Below are 20,775 nucleotides of genomic sequence, written 5' to 3'. Positions count from 1 at the left end.
ACAACGGGTACAGTTTATAGGGTTAGTTGCCTTTCTTTAAAATGAGTTGCGAGATACACTCGACGTGTGTGGACTGTGTAAAAAACGGAAACTTTAATCATAGATAAAACCTTTTTTACTTATAGAACGGTTCCCCGTAACGAATCAAAATGAGATAAAAAATCTAGTTTCATTTTAGACATGCTTCCCGGTTTCATTGTTTTTCTTTAATAATGGAAGCAGGAACTCCAGCTTGTAATCGCTGCTTCATAACTTTCATGTAAGGATCAATGTACGTGAAATATTTTTTATAGGATGCACAAAGATAATTTATTCCTGGTTCATTTTGTTCTGAAACTAGAAATCTGTGTTTTGGGCATTCACCATGACAAGCAAATCGAACCTCACAATTTCTGCACACAGAAGGAAGGGTATCCCGCTTCCTTTTTGCAAAGGCATGCTGTGACGGCGAATTTATCATATTTAGTAAACCGTCATTAATGTTTCCCAAGCGGTATTCAGGATAAACGTAATGATCACAAGAAAACAGATCACCATTATGTTCCATCACTGCTGCTCTGCCGCACTCCTCTGCAAAAATGCAGATGGGTGAAGGAATTCCCATCCAAGAGGCAAGAGCCCATTCAAAGTTCATGACAAAAACGGAACCTACATCCTGCTGTACCCACTCATTAAAGACTTGAATAAGAAACTCTCCATACATTTCAGGCTCCACCGACCATGGTGTTACAGTTTGCTGTGCTTCTTCCATGAATAGTGAAGGAGGGGCTGCATGTCGTAAACCCATCTCAGTACCTTCCCGTTCAACGACAGGGATAAACTGAATAAATTGAATGTCGTGCTCCTTAAAAAAATGATAGATTTCCAGAGGCTTATAGGCAGAATGTCTCGTAACGCAGGTAAGGATGTTAAATTCGACCTTATGCTTCTTTAACAGCGAAAGTGCCTTCATCACCAATCTAAATGTCGGCTTTCCACCTCGGTCAATCCTGTACTGATCATGGATATGCTCAGGCCCATCTAAGCTTAAACCTACCAAAAAATGATGGGTAGATAAGAACTCACACCACTCGTCATTTAAGAGGGTTCCATTCGTTTGGATCGTATTCGTGATCTGTTTCCCACCCGCATGTTTTTTTTGCAGTGACACCGCTCTTTTAAAGAAATCCAGTCCCATTATGGTTGGTTCACCGCCCTGCCATGCAAAAACAATCTCTCGTGTGTGCTGGGAGGCAATATATTGTTTAATATAAGACTCTACTATTTCATCAGACATTCGAAAAGAATGACCTTTAGGGTAATAAACCTCCTTTTCTGTGTAGTAGCAGTACTTGCAGTCAAGATTACAGATTGGACCGGTCGGCTTAGCAAGGATGTGAAAACTATTGATATTCCCCATATTGGCTACCTGCTTTCTCTAGAGATACTGAGTCGTTCCATTTACCTGAATGCAGATTAAATCTCTTTTTTTCTTTTTTAAAAAAGGATCCACATAAGTTTCAATAACTGCTTTCTCAATATGCCCGCTAAACGGAAATTCCGGCACTGGGTAGTTCGTACTTACGGAGGTTAATCGATCCCTGCCGATATCTAATCCCTCAACAGAAAGAACAAATGGCAACGTCCGAGGCATAAAAACGGCCCCAACCTGTCGGCCATTAATAAAGAGCTTGCCCGTTCCTTGAATGAACCTTTCTCGTCTAAATTCAAACAAAATGGTTGAATAACCTACTGGTACTTCAAGAGAGGATTTTATTTTATAGACTGTGCCAACATAATTATATTCATAAAAGAGGTAGTTATCCTTAATATACAATGTATAACCGCTTGAATAATTGCCATGTGCGATTAATACACCTTCAGCTGTACGATTCAAACGAAAGATTGGAATGGTGATGGAATAAGAAGTAAGGGTTAATTTTGGAGCAGCACTTGAGGGTAAATGGGCCATTCCCGGATAGAAAATAAATATCGATCGCCCTTCCTGCAACCCTTCGTACCCTTTTCGAAATGGACGGTCATCGAGCGGCAATACCCCGAAATTCGTAGCCTCCTGCCACCACACTTCGATAAGTTCTTGTAATTTTTCCGGATAATGATCTGCAAGATTATTCTTTTGCGAAAAATCATTGTTTACATGGTATAACTCCCATTGATCTCGATAAAAAGGAGTACCAGCTTCATGATTGGTAACGGCAACCCATCCATCCTGCCATATTGCCCGGTTTCCCAACATTTCAAAATACTGTTTTGTTCTCTTAGATGGGGCGTACGGTTCTGTAAATGTATCGAGCATACTCACCCCATGAAACGGCATTTGTGGAACACCTTCAAATATTTTTGGAGCCTTAATGTCGAGAAGATTTAATATCGTAGGAGTAATGTCAATGGCATGATAAAATTGGGAACGAACTGCACCTGGATCGGGAATACTTTGAGGACAATGGATGATGAGGGGTACATGTGTGCCGCCATAAAACGTATCTTGTTAATAATATTTAAAAGGTGTATTCGCAACCTGCGCCCATCCTTTAGGATAATTAGAGCTTGCTTGCGGTCCTCCTATTTGTTCTATGTGATGAAACATTTCATTTACGTTTTCTTCGACACCATTAAAGTAGGCGGAATCATTAATGGAACCATTGTAGCTTCCTTCCTGACTGCCTCCATTATCTGAGAGTAATACAATAATTGTATTATCAAGCTTGTTTTTGGATTTTAAAAAAGTGAGCAGTCTGCCAATTTGCTGATCTGTATGGGTAAGAAAGCCTGTATATGTCTGTTGGAATCTGATAAACAAGGCTTTTTCTTTCGGTGTCAATTCATCCCACGGCTTAATCCCCGGATTTCGATCCACAAGTTCCGTGTCCGGCGGGATAACGCCCATATCCTTTTGACGTCTGAACCTTTCTTCCCTTATTTGATCCCATCCTTTATCGTATACCCCTTGGTATTTTTCAATAAATTCTTTTGGGACTTGATGTGGCTCATGCTGTGCTCCAAAAGCAAGGTAAAGGAAGAATGGACGGTCCGGTGTAATTGAAATATGATCAGTCAAAAATTCCAGTGTTTTATCAACCAGATCCTCTGATAAATGATAGTTGGATGGATGTGGCCTCGCGACACGATGATTATCGTATACCAAATCTGGTGCATACTGATCCGTCATCCCTAATAAAAATCCGTAATACCGGTCAAAGCCTTTTGAAAGTGGCCAATTTCGAAATGGCCCGCTTGAGGCTGCTTCATGCCCTGGAACAAGGTGCCACTTTCCAACCATATAGGTAGCCATTCCATTCAGCTTTAAGATCTCTGCCAGGGTGGCGGCTGACTCTGAAATTCTCCCGCGTTTATTAGGATACTCCGGGCCCCAATCTATTTCGGTTATGATTCCAACCCCGACCGAGTGGCAGTTGCGCCCTGTGAGCAGGCAGGCACGGGTTGGAGAACATAATGGAGTGACATTAAAGTTATTGTAACGGAGGCCGTTTTCTGCCAAAGAGTCAATATTAGGTGTCTCTATCTCTGAGCCATAACACCCCAAAGCGGAAAAACCAACATCATCCAGGACGATATAGATGACATTAAAATCTGTTTTCTCTTCAAAATTTTTCTGGTCTTCCCTCATCTTCACCACCAGCTTTCCCAAATTACTGTTTTAGAGGATTTCTAGATAATGGATTACGTATAGTAAGTAATTTATTAATGGGGGGTTTTTATTATGAAAAATCACTGATAAAAAGTAAAAAAGACTTCCTGCTTATTGCAGGAGAGCCTTGTATAAAACCTTATTGACGGTATATGGAGAGCACGATGGGGACGAAAAGGATAGCGCAGGCAAGTATGGCGATCCCAACTGCTCCTCTATAATTTCGCTGACGCCATATGACATTTTCATGGACAACAGGAATGGGGATCAATTATGGCAGCTCAACAAGCCTCTAAAAAATACTCCACGAGAAAAGGTGCGTCACCTCCGGTAATTACCACAGCGAGGTCAACCACCATTCATCATTAATCCTATGCTGATAATCTTAGCTTTTTTTCTTTTCTCCTTCTATATGAATACAATGCAAATAATAGAATAAACCATAGTGGTGTCCATAATAAGGCCGTGCGTGTAGCTTGAGCAAACAGCATAATTATGAGAATCATAGCAAACAAAATTAGAACTGCGTAATTCATAAATGGTGTAAACGGTGCTTTAAAAGTTGATTTTTGCTGTAAGTCGGGACGTGTTTTCTTATACCTTACATGACAAATTAGAATGACACCCCAAACCCAAAGAAAACAAATCGCACTAATGGTTGTTACGATCCCAAAAGCTTGTTCCGGGATAAGTTTGCTTAAAAGAGCTCCCCCCGTTAAAACAAGCGTAGAAATCAATAAAGCGTTACTTGGTACATGATTTTTATTCAACTTGGTAAAGGGAGCTGGCCCCTGATCATTATTGCTTAAACTAAATAAAATCCGGCTTGTGGAAAACATCCCGCTGTTACAAGCAGAAGCGGCTGAAGTTAAGACGACAAAGTTAATGATACCTGCAGCAATCGGAATCCCGACCAAGCTAAATGTTTTGACAAATGGACTTTCTGCTGCATTTAGTTCCGTCCAGGGATTAATACATAAAAGGACGATCAATGCGCCAACGTAGAAAAAAAGAATTCTTAAAGGAATTTTGTTAATCGCAGATGGGATGTTTTTTTCCGGATTGGATGTTTCCGCTGCCGATACTCCGACTAATTCCACACCGACAAATGCAAATACAACCATTTGGAAGGAAAGCAAGAACCCTGAAATCCCGTTAGGAAAAAGACCGCCATGTTTCCAAAGATTATCAATCGAAACCGTTCCTGCATCTGTCTTGTATCCCATCACTAGCAAAATGACCCCAATACTAATTAATACGACAATGGTTATGACCTTGATTAAAGCAAACCAAAACTCCAATTCTCCAAAAAGCTTAACCGTTAATAGATTGAGTCCTAATAGTATAATTAGGCAAACAATCGCAGGTATCCACTGTGGGATATCAAACCAATATCGAACATATACACCAACTGCAATAACGTCAGCCATAGCCGTCATAATCCAACAAAACCAATAGGTCCATCCGGTTACAAACGCTGCCCGTGGTCCGAGATAGTCCTCCGCAATGTCTGTAAAAGATTGATAGCCCGCTTTAGACAGCAGCAGTTCACCCAGCGCTCTCATCACAAAAAAGCAGGCGATTCCTACGATTAAATAAGCCAGTATGATGGATGGACCAGCAAGCTGTATGGCTTTACCGGACCCCAAGAATAATCCGGTCCCAATCGTGCCGCCAATGGCGATTAGTTGTACGTGCCGATTTTCTAAATTCCTCTTTAATTCTTTTTGTGCCAATTCAAACTCCTCCTAAATTAATAAAAATGTTCCATGTGAAACGTTGAGCAAAAATTAAACTCCATAAAAAAAAGAGATTGGATGTCCTCCAATCTCTTAGGTCTAAGAATAACAAATATTGTCTGTTACGCTAACAATTGTCAGCATAACAAATAAATATTCAGTACTCTTCTGTCCTTTTGCCTGAGATTGTGAACCCTTCGGCGCCGCGGTATTCCCGCGGTCTCTCCAGAAGCTGCTCCTGCTATAGTGTGATCCATAGCAATCATAGCTTGCTAAATTATTAAATTCTTTTAATCGAGTTTAACTATTGTTAAATAATTTCTAATTTTAGTAGTATTCTTGCAATGTGTCAACAACGAAAATAAAAACAATTTAATCTGTTTTTAGCATTTCCAAAATACTAGGGGTCTTCAAGTTACTACTTTGAAAATTTATTACAGATGAAAAGAATGCTATGAGATGAATAATAAATACTTAATTTCTGCTGAAATCCGCCTCTTTTAATGGAACCATTTTTGTTTTGTTAACAATTTTATAGCCAAAATAGGCCATTAGGAATAGAGGTAGTCCAATATAAGAAACCAATATCCCATACCAGTCAACCTTAGAGCCGATAAATGCCCCATAATTTGTTCCAAGCATTGCGATTAAACATAATACTGTCGCCAAAATTGGACCTAATGGGAACCACTTTGCTTTATAGGGCAGGTCTTTGAAATCTTTTCCTTGTGCAACATAAGCTTTACGGAATCGATAATGTGTAACCGAAATACTTAACCAAGAGATATAACCAGCTAAGCCAGCAGCGTTTAATAACCATGAATAAACAGTTCCATCACCAAAAAGGGAGGTAAGGAAGCACAACATCCCAACAAGGGTTGACATGTATAACGCATTAATCGGAATACCACCTTTATTTACTTTTTTCAAGAATGACGGAGCTTTTCCCTCCTCCGCCAATACCCAAAGGACGCGTGAAGCGGCATATAACGTGGAATTTCCTGCTGACAGAACGGAAGTAAGAATTACTGCATTCATGGCAGCCGCCGCAAAGGCAAGACCTGCATTTTCAAATACTAAAGTAAACGGGCTCACTGCAATATTCTCTAAATCTGCGCTTAATAATTTTGGGTCGTTATAGCTAATGATACATCCAATAATAAAAATCGCTAAAACATAAAACAATAAAATTCTCCAGAAGATCTGTTTCACTGCCTTAGGTAAATTTTTCTCAGGATTTTCACTTTCACCGGCTGTAATTCCGACAAGCTCCGTGCCTTGAAAGGCAAATCCTACTACCATAAATACACTAAATATGGATAACAAGCCGCCTTTAAATGGTGCTTCTCCTTTTGTGAAATTTTCAAAACCGCCAGCATGACCCTTCAATATTCCAAAGATCATTAATAATCCAACAACAATAAATATTATAATTGTTGCAACTTTAATCAGTGAAAACCAAAATTCTGATTCTCCGTAACCCTTAACGGATAAAACGTTTAGGCCAAAAATAAGTATAAGGAAACTTGCGCTCCAAATAATACCTGGGACATCGGGAAACCAATATTTCATGATCAATGCCGATGCTGATAATTCCAAAGCAAAAATAATCGCATTATTGTACCAATAGTTCCAACCAACAGCAAAACCCAGTGCAGGGTCGACAAACCTTGAGGTATACGTACTAAAAGAACCTGAAATCGGAATAAAAGATGCCATTTCTCCTAAGCTGCCCATGATAAAATATACCATTATTCCTGCAATTATATAGGCAGCTAAAGCTCCACCAGGACCAGCATCATGAATCGTGGTTCCACTGGCTAAAAATAATCCTGTTCCAATTGTTCCTCCGATAGCAATCATGGAAAGATGCCGTGTTTTAAGCTTTCTTTCTAAATGTTCTCCATACTCGTGTTCGTGTACTGGTTCTTGGGATTTAAGTGCAGTATTTTGCATATAACACCTCTTTTTATAGTTATAAATTTAATACTAGTAAAATTGCTTTCATTTCATTCTTTTGATAGTTTTGCTGGTAAAATTATTTTACATTTTCCACTTGCTGAAGTACTTTTGACAGATTCATTGTTTTCAGACCTTCAGTAGATTTTTCAATATCTTTTGAGAATATACGGTCTTTTTTAATGGAAGGAACAATTTCTCTTCCTTTCTCATAAAGCCGTTTTGTTTGGCTTGCCATTTTTTCAACTCCACGGTATTCAACCGCCTGCATCGCACAAATAAGCTCAATTGCGAGGACTCTTCTTGTATTCTGAATAATTTGATGAGCATGCCTTGAGGCGATCGTTCCCATGCTTACATGATCCTCTTGATTCGCCGAAGAAGGAATCGAATCTACACTTGCTGGATGTGCCAGCGTTTTGTTTTCTGATACAAGAGATGCGGCAACATATTGCATGATCATAGCACCAGATTGTAGTCCCGGTTCAGGGCTTAAAAATGGCGGTAAATCATTTAACTGTGGATTGATTAACCGTTCAATTCGTCTTTCAGATATATTTGCCATTTCCGCAACAGCAATTTTCATAAAATCCATTGCAAAAGCAATTGGCTGTCCATGGAAGTTACCACCGGAAATGACTTTTTCACCATCATCAAAAATTAGTGGATTATCTGTTGCTGCATTCATCTCAATTTCTAATTTTTCTTTTACATAATCAAGTGCTTGCCACGTGGCACCATGAACTTGAGGGATACAGCGGAGGGAATAAGCATCCTGTACTCTCAATTCCCCCTGTGTCGTCGTCAATAAACTATCGCTTAGGTAACCTCGGATTCGTGCTGCAGTATCAATTTGCTGTTGATAACCCCGTGCGATATGAACTTCTTCAGCAAAGGCATCAATAATCCCATGTAATCCTTCAATGGTCATAGAGGAAATTAACTCACTTTGGTATGCAAGTTGTTCTGCTTCTAGATAACCGACAACTCCCATTGCTGTCATTGCTTGGGTTCCATTGATAAGAGCAAGGCCTTCTTTTGCCTCAAGTGTTACTGGGAAAATTCCTTCTTGCTGTAAGGCTTCAAGTGAATCCATTCGATTTCCTTTATAAAATACTTCTCCTTCCCCGATTAGCACTAACGCCAAGTGTGAAAGCGGTGCCAAATCTCCGCTTGCTCCAAGGGAACCTTGCTGCGGAATCACAGGGATAATATCCTTGTTTACTAAATCTAATAACCTTTCAATAACAAGCGGCCTAATTCCAGAATAGCCCTTTAAAAGTGCGTTAGCGCGAAGAAGGACCATTGCTTTTGCGACATCCTCTGGGAACGGCTCACCTACGCCGCAAGCATGTGAACGAATTAAATTAAGCTGAAGGTCTTGAACATGATCTTTATTAATAAGGACGTCACTAAACTTTCCAAACCCAGTTGTAATCCCATAGACTACTTTTGATTCTGAAACTATTCTTTCTACTGCCTCCCGACTCTTTCTAGCAGACTCCATACTCATTTCTGAAGCGCTTACCTTCTGATTTCCGTATAAAATTTCCACCATTTGTTTTAATGTTAAACTTTGACCTGTTAATGTTATCATTAACGTTCCTCCTCTAGCACATTAGTATAATAAAGAAAGAGGCTGGATTCCGATTCCTATTAGAATTGGAGTCCAGCCTCTTTTATAACCATTCTTGAATATTGAACTATTTTTTTTCGCAGCCTCATGGGTAATCATCCCTTTATTCATATTCTATAATCCTATTGCTATGATAATTATTCTATGTAACGTAACCTTATCTGTCAACTGATTTTTCAGAATTTTAACACAATAATACTTTAGCACAATAGCAAATGAAAGACTGTCACTCTAAATTAAATGCCGACTTCCATTTTCGTGAATCTCTTCATCTAGTCCCGAGTGGTAATCTTCTTTGATAAAAACATTACCCCTCATACAGACATACACATCTCTATTGATTGAGGCGGGTGTGGAAGTAAAGGAGATTCAGTAGCGGTTAATACAACAATGAATATTACACTCATATGACTGCCAATATGGAAGAAAAGGCCTCCCGCCAGATGAAAACCTTTTCTGATAAGATGATTTTTGCGTCTTAAGTGAAATCTTGCTTTCACCTTATAGAATTTATTAAACGATTGGACGAGCACAATAGAACTGTTATTTAAGATAACAAACTATTAAATTTTCAAATACTCTATAAACTTAGATTGGCCCAGGGGTATACCCTACAAAGGAATCGTGGGCTGAAAAAATACCTTCTTGTTGTAAAGGTTGAAATACCCGAAACTTGCGGAGTTGTTTTCCATAAACATGGATGGTTATCGCCATTTGATTGCCCTCCGTTTCAAGGATGTGACAATCCGCTGGGGGCAGGAGTTTGCCAGTCATTTGCTGATTTATAATCAATGTATCAGTTTGTCTAAGTTTTACTAAATTTTCTGAAATCTCATCCACTCGAAGATAGTTCGTCACCTTGATTTGTCCAGCCACAACCCCTTCGGCTCCCCAAGTACCATCGTGATCATGGATTGAAGTTCTCTGCCCCGGCTTCCAGACAAGTGCAATTATCTCAAAACGCCCCTGCGGATCGCAGTAGAGGGAATGGCGGGCATAACCTTCCGAGCTGGGCTTGCGCTTTTCGGGAGAGAGCCAGGATGTGGTACGAAGCAACTCACCAAGGAAACGTTCTGCCTCTGCCACCCGAACGGCATCACTCTCCGTTCTCTCTATTACCCATGTCATATCTCGAATAAAGTCAATCAGTGTATATTCCGTTGTTTGATTTGTCATGATACAATGTCCCCCTATGATGGATAACTTCTTTAATCTTTGCTTTCATATAACTATTTAGCAAAATCATGCCACCGATAAAAAAACACAGGAATGCTTACTATATTCCGATCTTTTACCTGATATTATTTAAATCTCTCTATTACACTATGGATTCTAATTCTTTACATGACCGATAGATAAGTTCAAAAAGCAGGTCCAGATCAGTTAATTCAACACCGGAAAATGCGATTCGAAGATCCGTCTTGGCTAGGGAGATCGTCCCCACTCCGTACTGCTTGAGCAAGTGGATCCGCAGCGTTTCTGCATCGGAATGCTTGATTCGAAGACACACGAAATACCCTGAGTTGAATGGATAGGGTTCGAATGCATCCGCATATTTCCCGTCTGCTAAGATCTCTTTGACTCGCTTCTCCCTGGCTTCCATTACCTTATTTTTCTCCCCTCGCTGCACTTCGAATTCGGGATTTAACAAGGCATTCAAAATGATTGTTTGGGAAAGGTGGGGACTGCATGAGATGGTACTTCGAATGGAACCCATCGTCTTTTTCTCCAGCGCTTCCAAAACCGAAGCATCTTGGATTCCAAATGTGAGAAACCCAACACGAAAACCCCAAGCATATTCTTCTTTAGTTGCCCCATCAATTTTAATGGGGAGGACACGCGGGTGTAACCCTACTAAACGAGCAAATATAGATTCTTTGATTGAATCTTCATAATATAGTCCAAAATAAGCATCATCCATAACAGCAACAATGTTAATCCCAAGATCCGCTGCCTGCTTGATGGCATGAAGGATTTCCTCCACTTCTTTTTCCAAAGGAGTATAGCCTGTTGGATTATGCGGGAAATTAAGCACAAGGATCGCTTTTCCATTCTTACAGGATAAAAGGGCCTCCAGCATGCCTTTTACATTAAATTGGTTTGCTTTGGTGAATAATGGATAGGTCACTGTTTGGCTGCCGCGGCGGATATTGAATGTTATATGATAATTATCCCAATACTTATCTGGCAGTAAAATGGGATCACCATTTTCCACAAACAGGTCAGATACGATACTCAAGCCATGGGTCAGCGCGTTCGTCACGATCGGAGTGCCAAATTCCTTTCCTTCAAGGGAAGGATTATCTTTAAGAAGCTTCTTTTTCCAAACCTCACGCAACTCTGGTTTTCCTGCCGTTGGTGCATATGGATACAGGTCTTTCGGATCGTATGAGGAGAGGTTCTTGTGGATGACATCTAAATACATTGGCTGTCCACCCTCTGAAGCCATTCCGATTGTTGCATTGAATCGGTCTGCTTTTTCCTTTGCCTCTCCTGCCTGGCTGACAATCCCTTTTGGAAAATACAATGATTTTCCCAATGATGACAACATCTCATATACTGGTTTATTGCGTTCTTCAATAACATGATTTAATTTTAAAGCCAATGGGTTTAGCACTTTATTCACCTTCCATTTATACATCAATTGTTTGGCTTAATTTAATTTGTTCTTCTCTTTAATCCTGGATATCTAATTTTCATTAATTTGTTAAGTAATAAATCTAGATCTTGACTATATTTAATGGTTCTTGTATCACACAGACCATACATGAATCCTGATTTCTCCATATTGACTTTTAGAAAATTGTATTCCTTCACATATTTCATAAGTTCCATTTTTTATTCCTCCTTCATGTACATAATATAGAGGTGATTCTAGTCCTAAAGGCTGAATAGTGCCTATACAAAAAACAAGTCGATAAAATCGGTAATTTCGAATAGATTGCCAATAAATATTGAGTGACTACTCAATATTTATTGGCTTCAGATTAATGCGGGTGATACAGATTGTTATAACTCCGATTATCATTAAATATAAATGTCAAAGTAGAGCAGCTCTAACCCGAGTTTCAGTATTGGATTTGTTAGAAAGCAGTGCCGATATCTTTATGGATAGGCGCTACTCCCAATTAAATACTAGTAAATGATTATCTATTCTCAGTTTCTACTTTCCTCTAAGATTTGATTGAGAAACTGTTCAACCTCTTCCTGACTTTTTCCGAGTTTACTAACAAAGCGATTAAGTTCCTTCCCTTCATGAAAAGCAATAAAGCTTGGGATTCCGTACACGTCTAGCTTTTCTAATAGTTCCGGAAAATGTTCTCGATTTACTGCGATCATATCAACTTTTTCTTTATATGCTTCTTCCAAAATCGGCATGAATACATCGGTATGCTGACAGTCTGGGCAATATTCAGCATAAAATTTGGCCATAACTGGTTTTGTTGATAAAATCGCCTCATTAAACTCTTGTTTTGTTTTGATCTCTTTCATAATTAAAATCCTCCCTATATTTTGTTCTCCATGCTATATTGATTGTTTCCACTACTTAAACGCAATTGCATCAAGGTATCTTTCGCAATCCAGAGCAGCCATACAACCACTTCCTGCAGCAGTAATTGCTTGGCGGTATTTATGATCTTGAACATCCCCACAAGCAAATACACCAGGAATATTTGTTTCTGTTGTACCAGGATTCACAATGATATATCCCATATCGTCCGTTTTGATTTGATTGTCTAAAAAAGATGTGTTCGGTTTATGCCCGATTGCAATGAAAATACCATCAGATTCCAGAATTTCGTTTTTTCCAGTTTCACTATTTTTTACTTTCAAGCCAGTAACGTGTCGTTCTCCTGCAATCACTTCTTCAGGAATGTAATTTAAACTCCAAGTAATTTTTGGATTATTTTTGGCACGGTCTTGCATAATTTGGGAAGCGCGAAGCTCCTTTCTGCGGTGCACAACACGAACCTCCGAAGCAAACTTCGTTAAAAAATTTGCTTCTTCCATAGCTGAATCTCCGCCACCGACAACGATAATTTTCTTTCCTCTAAAGAAAAATCCATCACACGTTGCACAGGTACTAACCCCACGGCCAATATTTTCCCTTTCCCCTGTAATATCCAAAAGTTTCGCAGAAGCCCCCGTTGAAATGATTAATGATTGCGTTTTGAGCTCCCCTATTCCTTCCACCGTTAAGGTAAAAGGGTTATTTGAAAAGTCGACTTTTTTAACCCACCCCCTTTTAAACTTTGCTCCAAAATACTCAGCTTGCCTTCGCATGTTCTGCATCAACTCTCGTCCCATAATCCCTTCAGGAAAACCAGGGAAATTCTCAACATCTGTTGTCAATGTCAATTGCCCCCCTGGTTCAGGGCCTTCGATGACTAAAGGACTTAGGTTAGCACGTGCTAGATAGATTGCTGCGGTCAGCCCAGCAGGGCCAGTTCCTAAAATAACGGTTTTATACATCACTTACCTCCTCTTTGTGCTAATCTCTTAGTCATGAATATTTATTTGCAATTTTCATGCCAATTTTCAATTTTCTGTAATATCGCTATTTTCACAACCGTTCTATCGGTTAATCAGTCCCATTTCCTTCACGATTGAGAAAAATATTTTCAAGATTAAGAAAAACATTTGAAGACAATTTCCTCAAAATTCAGACTAAATACTCCAAGAACTGAGTAATAAAAAAGCAAACAGAGCTACTTCTGTTTGCTTTTTTTCATTATTTAAATAGATGAAAGTAAATCAAAGATTTCTTTCCCTACTAATCAAATTTTAGAGCTATGTTGTTAAAATAAGGGAAAAGTTAATGGGATTAACCATCCTCTAAATATAGTTAGATAAAACGTAATAATACTATACTATGTTTAATAAGCCGTATGTCTAAGTTTGGGAGATTACTTGCATTGCTGCTTTACCAGATTATACATAGTAAAATCGTTTTACGAACAAAGTTTATTTAAAAATTGTAATGTACGTTCATGCTCTGTATTTTCAAAAATTTGTTGTGGTGTTCCTTCTTCGACAATCACACCATTATCAATGAATACTACCTTATCCGCTGCCTCACGAGCAAAGTTCATTTCATGAGTTACAACAACCATAGTCATTCCTTCTTTAGCCAGTTCCTTCATAACCTTCAGAACTTCTCCTACTAACTCAGGATCTAACGCGGAAGTAGGTTCGTCAAAAAGTAGGACTTCAGGTTCCATTGCCATCGCTCGGGCGATTCCTACTCGTTGTTGTTGTCCCCCAGATAGCTGAGATGGGTAGTGGTTTGCACGTTCCTTTAATCCTACCTTTTCTAGCAAGTGAAGAGCTTTAGTACGTGAAAGTTCCTTGTCTTGCTTACGAACGATGAACAGACCTTCCATAACATTTTCAAGTGCAGTCATATGAGGGAACAAATTATAACTCTGGAAAACCATACCTGTTTGTTGACGGAACTTAATAACCCTATCTTTTGGAACTTGTTTTTTATCCCGAAAATCCAAAGAAAATTTTCCAAGCTTGATAGTTCCTTTTGTAGGTATTTCCAGTAAATTCAAACACCGTAACAAAGTTGTTTTACCTGATCCCGAAGGCCCAATAATACAAACCGTATTGCCTTCCTCTATTTTCAAATCGATTCCCTTTAAAACTTCTGTTTGCCCAAACTGCTTATGCAGGTTCTTTATCTCAATCACTTGAATATCCTCCTATCAAATCAGCTTGCCACATATCGATCAAGTCGTTTTTCCATACGTCCTTGAGCGTTAGAAAGAACTGTACTGAAAATCAAATAAATAAATCCTGCTAGACAATATAGTACCAAGGGTTCATAGGTTGTTGCTGTAATTTGCTGAGCGATTCTAAACATTTCGGTCACTGTTATTGTAGCAGCCAATGACGTATCCTTTACCAAGCTAATAAAGCTGTTTGACATGGGTGGGACAGACACCCTTGTTGCTTGAGGAAGAATAATCCTTTTTAATGCTTGACGATAACTCATCCCGATTGAATAAGCGGCCTCCCATTGACCCTTGGGAATTGAAAGTATAGCTGCGCGAATAATCTCTGAGTTATAGGCGCCAACACTCAAAGTAAAACCAATAATAGCCGATGGGAGCGGACCAATTGTAATCCCAACACTTGGAAGACCATAGAAAATAATAAACAACTGAACAAGCAGCGGTGTTCCCCTAATTACCCATACATAAAATCTTGCAACAGCGTCGAGAGGTTTAATTCCCGAGATTCGAGCCAGGGCTGTAAGCAAAGCAAGAATGAGTCCCAGAAAAAAAGATATAAGTGTCAACGGTACGGTAAAAGCGATCCCTGCTTTTAACATCGGTAAAAATGAGTTTACAATGATGTCAATAATTCGTAACATTCTTTCATCAGCAAACATTGGAACACTCCTTATTTTGAAACATCGGTTTCAAAGTATTTTTGTGAGATGCTTAAATACGTACCATCTTTCTTCATGTCGGAGAGTGCTTTATTTACGGCCTCTACCAATTCTTTATTCCCTTTCCTAAACATAATTCCCATTTGTGCCGGTTCATCAAGCTCTGCTACAGCTTTAATAGGTGCATCAGGCTTTTGCTTTTTGAAATCGAGATAGGACAATCCATCATTTACAGTCGCATCAGCGCGTTTTGAAAGGATTAAATCAACGGATTGATTAAATCCTTCGACTCCCACGATCTCAGCACCGTTGGATATTGCTATATCCTTAAAATTACTAGTTAGTGTCTGAGCTGCTTTCTTTCCTTTCAAATCTGCAAATGATTTAATAGTGTCATTGTCATTGTGAACAATCAAGAAAGGTTTTGACACAATATACGACTCAGAAAAATCGTATTTTTCCTGACGGTCAGGACGTATTCCTACTTGATTAACAATCATATCGAATCGCTTCGAATCAAGTCCTGCAAATATACCGTCCCATGGGGTTTCAATAAATTCTGGTTTCACACCAAGTCTGTTCGCTACTTCCTCAGCGATTTCGATATCAAAACCAGTTAATTTTCCTGAAGAATCATGGTAGCTAAACGGTGCATAGGTTCCTTCTGTTCCAATTTGAATTTTTCTATCTGCTTTAATTTGCTCTAGCAGATTCTTACTCCCAGCTGCCTGATTATCCGGTTGAGTGGTTGCTTGATTTTGCGTTTTTCCACATGCAGTTAACATAAGTGAAACGAGTAACGAAAAAGCGACTATTATTAAACTCTTTTTCATAAAAATATCCCCCTTTGTAAGTTAATCCGGTAAATCTTGAAATCACCTCCCTCATAACCAAATAACTCGCTTTCCAAAAGATTTTCAGGAATGGCGGCGCAATTTATTGCAACAAAAGGATATTTCCCTCGATTACTTTCATAATGAATTGCTTGTGTCAGTAATTCTTTACTTGTACCACTTTCACCCTTGATTAAAAAAGTTGAGGGACTATTGGTAACACGTCTAGCCTTTTTAATTAGAACTTGCAGTCTAGAATATTTATATTATTCTGATATTTTTTTACATTTATACTCTATACAAAAAATTATGAATGGGTGGTTTACAACTACTCGCCCTAGTACCTTGGTGTGTAAATGAATGGATAAACCAGGATAATGCCGGGAGGATACCCGGAGTGGAAGTGATCCATTTTTTATCGATTTCTAAAACCCCCATTGTATTTATTTTTTATAAAGTTTTGATATAATTCTAGAAATCTATTACTTGATACAAAGCATTTACAATTTTGGATGAACTCGGCAACCATTCTTGTTCAATAGCTGCAAACGGATAGACCGTGTCAGGCGTGGCTACCCGTTTTATTTGCGCTTCTAAATATAACAATGTAGAGCTTCCTCCGAATAGAGGTGGACAAAAAGTTCCTGATACCATCCGTTATTCTAATGCCATTTCGAGATCCTTCCATATATCTTCCACATCTTCAATTCCAACCGAAAAACGAACGAGTCCATCATTGAGACCTGCTTTTTCTCTTTCTTCTTTAGGGATAATCGCATGTGTCATCGAAGCTGGATGTTGAATTAGTGTACCTATGTCCCCTAGGGAAACTGCTAAAGTACACAATTTTACTGAATTCATAAGTTTAACACCTGTTTCGTATCCCCCCTTCAAGACAAAAGAAATCATTGCTCCAGGACCTTTCATTTGTTTCTCCATGATATTTTTATCTTCGAAACTTGCAAGTCCTGGAAAATAAACCTTCTCTATAGCCTTATGTTTTTCCAAGCGGTCAGCCAAAATTTGTGCATTTTCCTGTGAACGATCCATGCGAATGTGTAATGTACGTATCCCTTGACAGAGAAGCCAGGCATCCATAGGGGCCAAATTTGCTCCCATAGTCTTCTGCACTTCTTTTCTCATCGGATCAATAATTTCCTTGCTGGAAATCACTAGTCCACCAATAAGATATCCATGACCGGACAAATATTTTGTTGCACTGTGGACGACAATATCAATTCCGCATAGAATAGGATTTTGCAAATATGGGGACAAAAACGTATTATCAACTACGGTCAAGATACCCTTTTGATTGGCGATCGCCGCTACACTTTTCATATCCGCTAAGGAAAGCGTAGGATTGGAAGGTGTTTCAAAGTAGACCACTTTCGTTCTATCTGTAATATGTGGTTCAAGCTCTTCCCCATTTTTAAATGGTACAAATGTTACATCAATTCCAAACTTCTTTACCGTTTTGGTTAGAAATGCGTGCGTCGCCCCATACAACGCGGTGTGTGCAACAACGTGATCTCCTGCCTGCAAAATACCCAAAAGGCAACCAGTTATAGCAGCCATCCCAGATGAGAACGCCAAACAACCTTCACCGAATTCCAATGCCGCTACCTTCTCTTCTAGCTCTCGTACATTTGGATTTCCCAGGCGTGAATACATAAATCCTGGATCTTCTCCTGCGAAGCGTTTTGCTCCAATTTCTGCATTATCAAAAACAAATGTTGAAGTCATATAAACAGGGGAGATGTGTGAGCCATGCCCTGGATCTTTATTTACTTTTACTAGTTTTGATGAATAGTTCATTATTATAGCACCTCCTAATTTTCTTTTTTTGCATTAAACAAAAATCGAATTTCTCAGCATTAAAATTGAGAAATTCGGCTTTTTTCATTACTTTACAAACGCGCCAGCTCGTAAGATCAAGAATGCCAAAGAACTAAAAAAATCGTTATTTTTTTAGGGACATATTTACTGCTTCAAGCGCATGTATATAAGTTGTGTCAAATAGAGGTACATCGGAATCCTCCGGTTTGATCAATAATCCAATTTCTGTACAGCCTAATATAATTCCTTCAGCACCAGCTTCGATTAAACCTTGGATAACTTTTTTATAATAATCCCTTGACGCCTGATGAACTTTACCCAAACACAACTCTTCATAAATAACCTTGTTTACACTCTCTCTTTCATTGTCATTTGGCACAATAACCTTTATTTCATTGGACTCTAAGCGTGATTTGTAAAAGTTTTGCTCCATTGTGTACCTTGTGCCAAGTAACCCTATGGAACTAATCCCTTGCTCTTTAATTTGGGCCGCTGTTGCATCTGCTATATGCAAAAGAGGTATACTAATTTTTGACTGTATGTCATCTATAACCTTGTGCATGGTATTGGTGCAAATAACAATAAAGTCTGCTCCCCCTTTTTCCAAGGAATGTGCAACATCACCCAATGTGTCACCAGCCTTTTTCCAGTCACCACTTGACTGAAAACGCTCAATTTCTTCAAAATCAACACTGTATAAAAGGCATTTTGCTGAGTGCAATCCCCCTAATCTTCTTTTTACCTCTTCGTTAATAATCCGATAATACTCAACAGAAGATTCCCAGCTCATTCCACCAATAAGACCAATAACTTTCATATTTAATCCCCACCATTACCTTTTTTGTTATTTCTTCTTAAGATTAACTTCGATTTTTTACGAATAATCCCTTCAAGAAGAAATTTTTTGGGTTGGTTGAACATCCTCGCTATCTATTTCCTCAGGCTTTAGCTTTTTCATCGTAAATCCAGTAGCTGCATAAATAATATCGAATATTGGTGTAATAAAGGCTAGGTAAACATAAGGGAAAAATGCAAATGGTGATACTCCTAGCATTTGCGAAGCGTATATCGCGTTAGAATTCCATGGAATAATAGGTGCTCCAATCGTCCCCACATCCTCAATATTACGCGAAAGATTTTCTGGAGCTAAATGATTCTTTTTAAAGACATTTCTCATAAGTGAACCTGTTACAATAGCTGTTAATAACATCGATGATCCAATTGCATTTGTAATAAATGCGATTAACATAGTTACTAGTGTTATCTTAAAAATAGAGCCCTCGGTTCGTTTTACTAATGGAAACACTAAAGCACTCAGAATACCAGACTCTTCTAACATGCCCGTAACACACATGGCTAAATAGACAACAAGAAATGAGCTCATTAAACTAAAGAGTCCACCTCTACTGAGGATTGTGTCAACTAATTCACTTCCACTTTCGATCACAAATCCATTTGTCATCATATTAAATATTTCACTTAAACCGTAACCCTGATTAAGAACAGCGATGATAAGACCACTAAACACACCCATTAAAAGAGAAACAATAGATGAAACTCCTTTAATGAGTAGAGCCAATACAATAACAAGAGGAATTAATTGTATCCATGATAAATCGAAATTTTTCGTTAATGCAGAAGTTATTTCTTGAATCTGCTGCGAATTCATACCTTCTTTTCCATAGTTTAAACCTAAAAACAGAAATATTACCGCTGTAATTACATATGCTGGAACAGTTGTCCACAACATATGTTTAACGTGTGTCATTACTTTAGCTCCAGAAACAGAAGACGCTAAAATCGTACTATCTGACAAAGGAGACATCTTATCTCCAAAGAAAGCTCCACAAATAATAGCACCAGCTGTCATGGGAGAAGGAACTCCAAGTGCATTACCAACTGCCATTAAGGCCAAACCAACAGTACCTAATGTCCCCCAAGAGGTACCTGTTGAAAGGGATGTTGCTGAAGCAAGGATTAAGGCCGTTATTAGAAAGTACTGTGGTGAAATTATTTCTAAACCCCAATAAATAACATAAGGGATTGTACCAGAACCCATCCAAGTGGCAATCATAACACCTACCACTAAAATAATTGTATTCGGCTCAAAAGACTGCTTTCCCATTTCCCAAGCCATATTTTGAACCTCATTATATTTATATCCAAGATTCATAACTAGCAAGCTCACTAAAACCCATAACAACAAAAACATTAATTCTAAGGATGCACCAAAAGCAAGCGTTCCTATGAGCAGGAAACTAAAAAACAGTAAAACAGAAAACAATGCATATTTAAATGACACGGAATGTTTATAAAGTTTTCCTTCAACCAATTCCGCCGTTACATAGCCATGATTTTCAGGGTCTCTTCTCATAAACTAACCTCGCAGTTTATTTTTTTAAAAAACCCACCATTTCTATCATAATTTTCCTTTAGCTGTTTTAAAGCACGTTCTAGTAAAGATCTTGTACAAGCAATATTCACCCTCACAAAATTACTGCTATCTTTTCCATACATGCTCCCAGCATTGATTCTAACTCCAGAATTTTCAAAAAATTTAACTAATTCCTCGCTGTTTAAGCCTAACTCTTCACAGTCAATCCATAGCAAATAGGAACATTCAGGATACTGAACTTTTAACTTTGGTAAATTTTTATTGATATACTCAATAGCAAAAACAATATTGTTTCGTAAATAATCATTTAATTTATTCACGTAATAAT

16 protein-coding genes, 3 pseudogenes and 1 riboswitch are annotated in these 20,775 nt (G+C 38.6%); all 19 genes and pseudogenes read right to left on the bottom strand.

The genetic code is table 11. The annotated features are described in order from the left end of the window. Positions 1-193: 193 nt before the first annotated feature. Positions 194-1,399: an anaerobic sulfatase maturase gene (locus V7137_RS15060; RefSeq protein ID WP_335698839.1), complete on the bottom strand. Its 1,206-nt coding sequence runs from the start codon at positions 1,397-1,399 to the stop codon at positions 194-196. 18 nt (positions 1,400-1,417) lie between these two features. After that, positions 1,418-2,455 (bottom strand): annotated as a pseudogene (locus V7137_RS15055) (arylsulfatase); the annotation flags it as partial. A gap of 33 nt (positions 2,456-2,488) precedes the next feature. Then, positions 2,489-3,628 (bottom strand): sulfatase-like hydrolase/transferase, encoded by a 1,140-nt coding sequence (locus V7137_RS15050; protein WP_335698838.1) that lies wholly within the window; start codon positions 3,626-3,628, stop codon positions 2,489-2,491. Between the two features lie 392 nt (positions 3,629-4,020). Next, on the bottom strand, positions 4,021-5,385 hold the full coding sequence (locus V7137_RS15045) for an amino acid permease (protein WP_335698837.1): 1,365 nt from the start codon (positions 5,383-5,385) through the stop codon (positions 4,021-4,023). A 161-nt stretch (positions 5,386-5,546) separates the two neighbouring features. Continuing rightward, a riboswitch (glycine riboswitch) is annotated at positions 5,547-5,627 on the bottom strand. A gap of 235 nt (positions 5,628-5,862) precedes the next feature. Further along, a complete protein-coding gene (locus V7137_RS15040) occupies positions 5,863-7,344 on the bottom strand; it encodes an amino acid permease (protein WP_335698836.1) in 1,482 nt (493 codons plus the stop codon). An 82-nt stretch (positions 7,345-7,426) separates the two neighbouring features. After that, positions 7,427-8,944 carry a histidine ammonia-lyase gene (hutH, locus tag V7137_RS15035; RefSeq protein ID WP_335698835.1) on the bottom strand — a complete coding sequence of 506 codons (1,518 nt, stop codon included), beginning with the start codon at positions 8,942-8,944 and terminating at the stop codon, positions 7,427-7,429. Between the two features lie 627 nt (positions 8,945-9,571). Next, positions 9,572-10,159 carry a cysteine dioxygenase family protein gene (locus V7137_RS15030; protein WP_335698834.1) on the bottom strand — a complete coding sequence of 196 codons (588 nt, stop codon included), beginning with the start codon at positions 10,157-10,159 and terminating at the stop codon, positions 9,572-9,574. Between the two features lie 142 nt (positions 10,160-10,301). Beyond that, positions 10,302-11,600 (bottom strand): aminotransferase class I/II-fold pyridoxal phosphate-dependent enzyme, encoded by a 1,299-nt coding sequence (locus tag V7137_RS15025; protein WP_335698833.1) that lies wholly within the window; start codon positions 11,598-11,600, stop codon positions 10,302-10,304. Between the two features lie 41 nt (positions 11,601-11,641). After that, the gene (locus tag V7137_RS15020) at positions 11,642-11,818 is read right to left on the bottom strand and encodes an aspartyl-phosphate phosphatase Spo0E family protein (protein WP_335698832.1); all 177 of its coding nucleotides are present in this window, start codon (positions 11,816-11,818) and stop codon (positions 11,642-11,644) included. A gap of 321 nt (positions 11,819-12,139) precedes the next feature. Further along, entirely contained in the window at positions 12,140-12,475 is a 336-nt protein-coding gene (locus tag V7137_RS15015; protein WP_335698831.1) for a thioredoxin family protein, read from the bottom strand. Between the two features lie 51 nt (positions 12,476-12,526). After that, complete coding sequence (trxB, locus tag V7137_RS15010; protein WP_335698830.1) at positions 12,527-13,456, bottom strand: thioredoxin-disulfide reductase; 930 nt, start codon at positions 13,454-13,456, stop codon at positions 12,527-12,529. Between the two features lie 479 nt (positions 13,457-13,935). Continuing rightward, the gene (locus V7137_RS15005; protein ID WP_335698829.1) at positions 13,936-14,679 is read right to left on the bottom strand and encodes an amino acid ABC transporter ATP-binding protein; all 744 of its coding nucleotides are present in this window, start codon (positions 14,677-14,679) and stop codon (positions 13,936-13,938) included. Between the two features lie 20 nt (positions 14,680-14,699). Beyond that, positions 14,700-15,383 carry an amino acid ABC transporter permease gene (locus V7137_RS15000; RefSeq protein WP_335698828.1) on the bottom strand — a complete coding sequence of 228 codons (684 nt, stop codon included), beginning with the start codon at positions 15,381-15,383 and terminating at the stop codon, positions 14,700-14,702. An 11-nt stretch (positions 15,384-15,394) separates the two neighbouring features. Next, positions 15,395-16,216 (bottom strand): amino acid ABC transporter substrate-binding protein, encoded by an 822-nt coding sequence (locus tag V7137_RS14995; RefSeq protein ID WP_335698827.1) that lies wholly within the window; start codon positions 16,214-16,216, stop codon positions 15,395-15,397. 38 nt (positions 16,217-16,254) lie between these two features. Then, positions 16,255-16,467 (bottom strand): annotated as a pseudogene (locus V7137_RS14990) (sigma 54-interacting transcriptional regulator); the annotation flags it as partial. 406 nt (positions 16,468-16,873) lie between these two features. Further along, entirely contained in the window at positions 16,874-18,031 is a 1,158-nt protein-coding gene (locus V7137_RS14985; RefSeq protein WP_335698826.1) for a trans-sulfuration enzyme family protein, read from the bottom strand. Between the two features lie 145 nt (positions 18,032-18,176). Continuing rightward, entirely contained in the window at positions 18,177-18,869 is a 693-nt protein-coding gene (locus V7137_RS14980; protein ID WP_335698825.1) for an aspartate/glutamate racemase family protein, read from the bottom strand. Between the two features lie 72 nt (positions 18,870-18,941). Beyond that, positions 18,942-20,384 (bottom strand): Na+/H+ antiporter NhaC, encoded by a 1,443-nt coding sequence (gene nhaC, locus V7137_RS14975; RefSeq protein WP_335698824.1) that lies wholly within the window; start codon positions 20,382-20,384, stop codon positions 18,942-18,944. A gap of 38 nt (positions 20,385-20,422) precedes the next feature. After that, positions 20,423-20,775, bottom strand: a pseudogene (locus tag V7137_RS14970) (hypothetical protein); the annotation flags it as partial.

The sequence above is a fragment of the Neobacillus drentensis genome (assembly GCF_036962765.1).
GTDB lineage: Bacteria > Bacillota > Bacilli > Bacillales > Cytobacillaceae > Neobacillus > Neobacillus drentensis_C.
The sequence above is the reverse complement of the archived record's forward strand: the minus strand, read 5'-3'. Positions and strand labels throughout refer to the sequence as shown.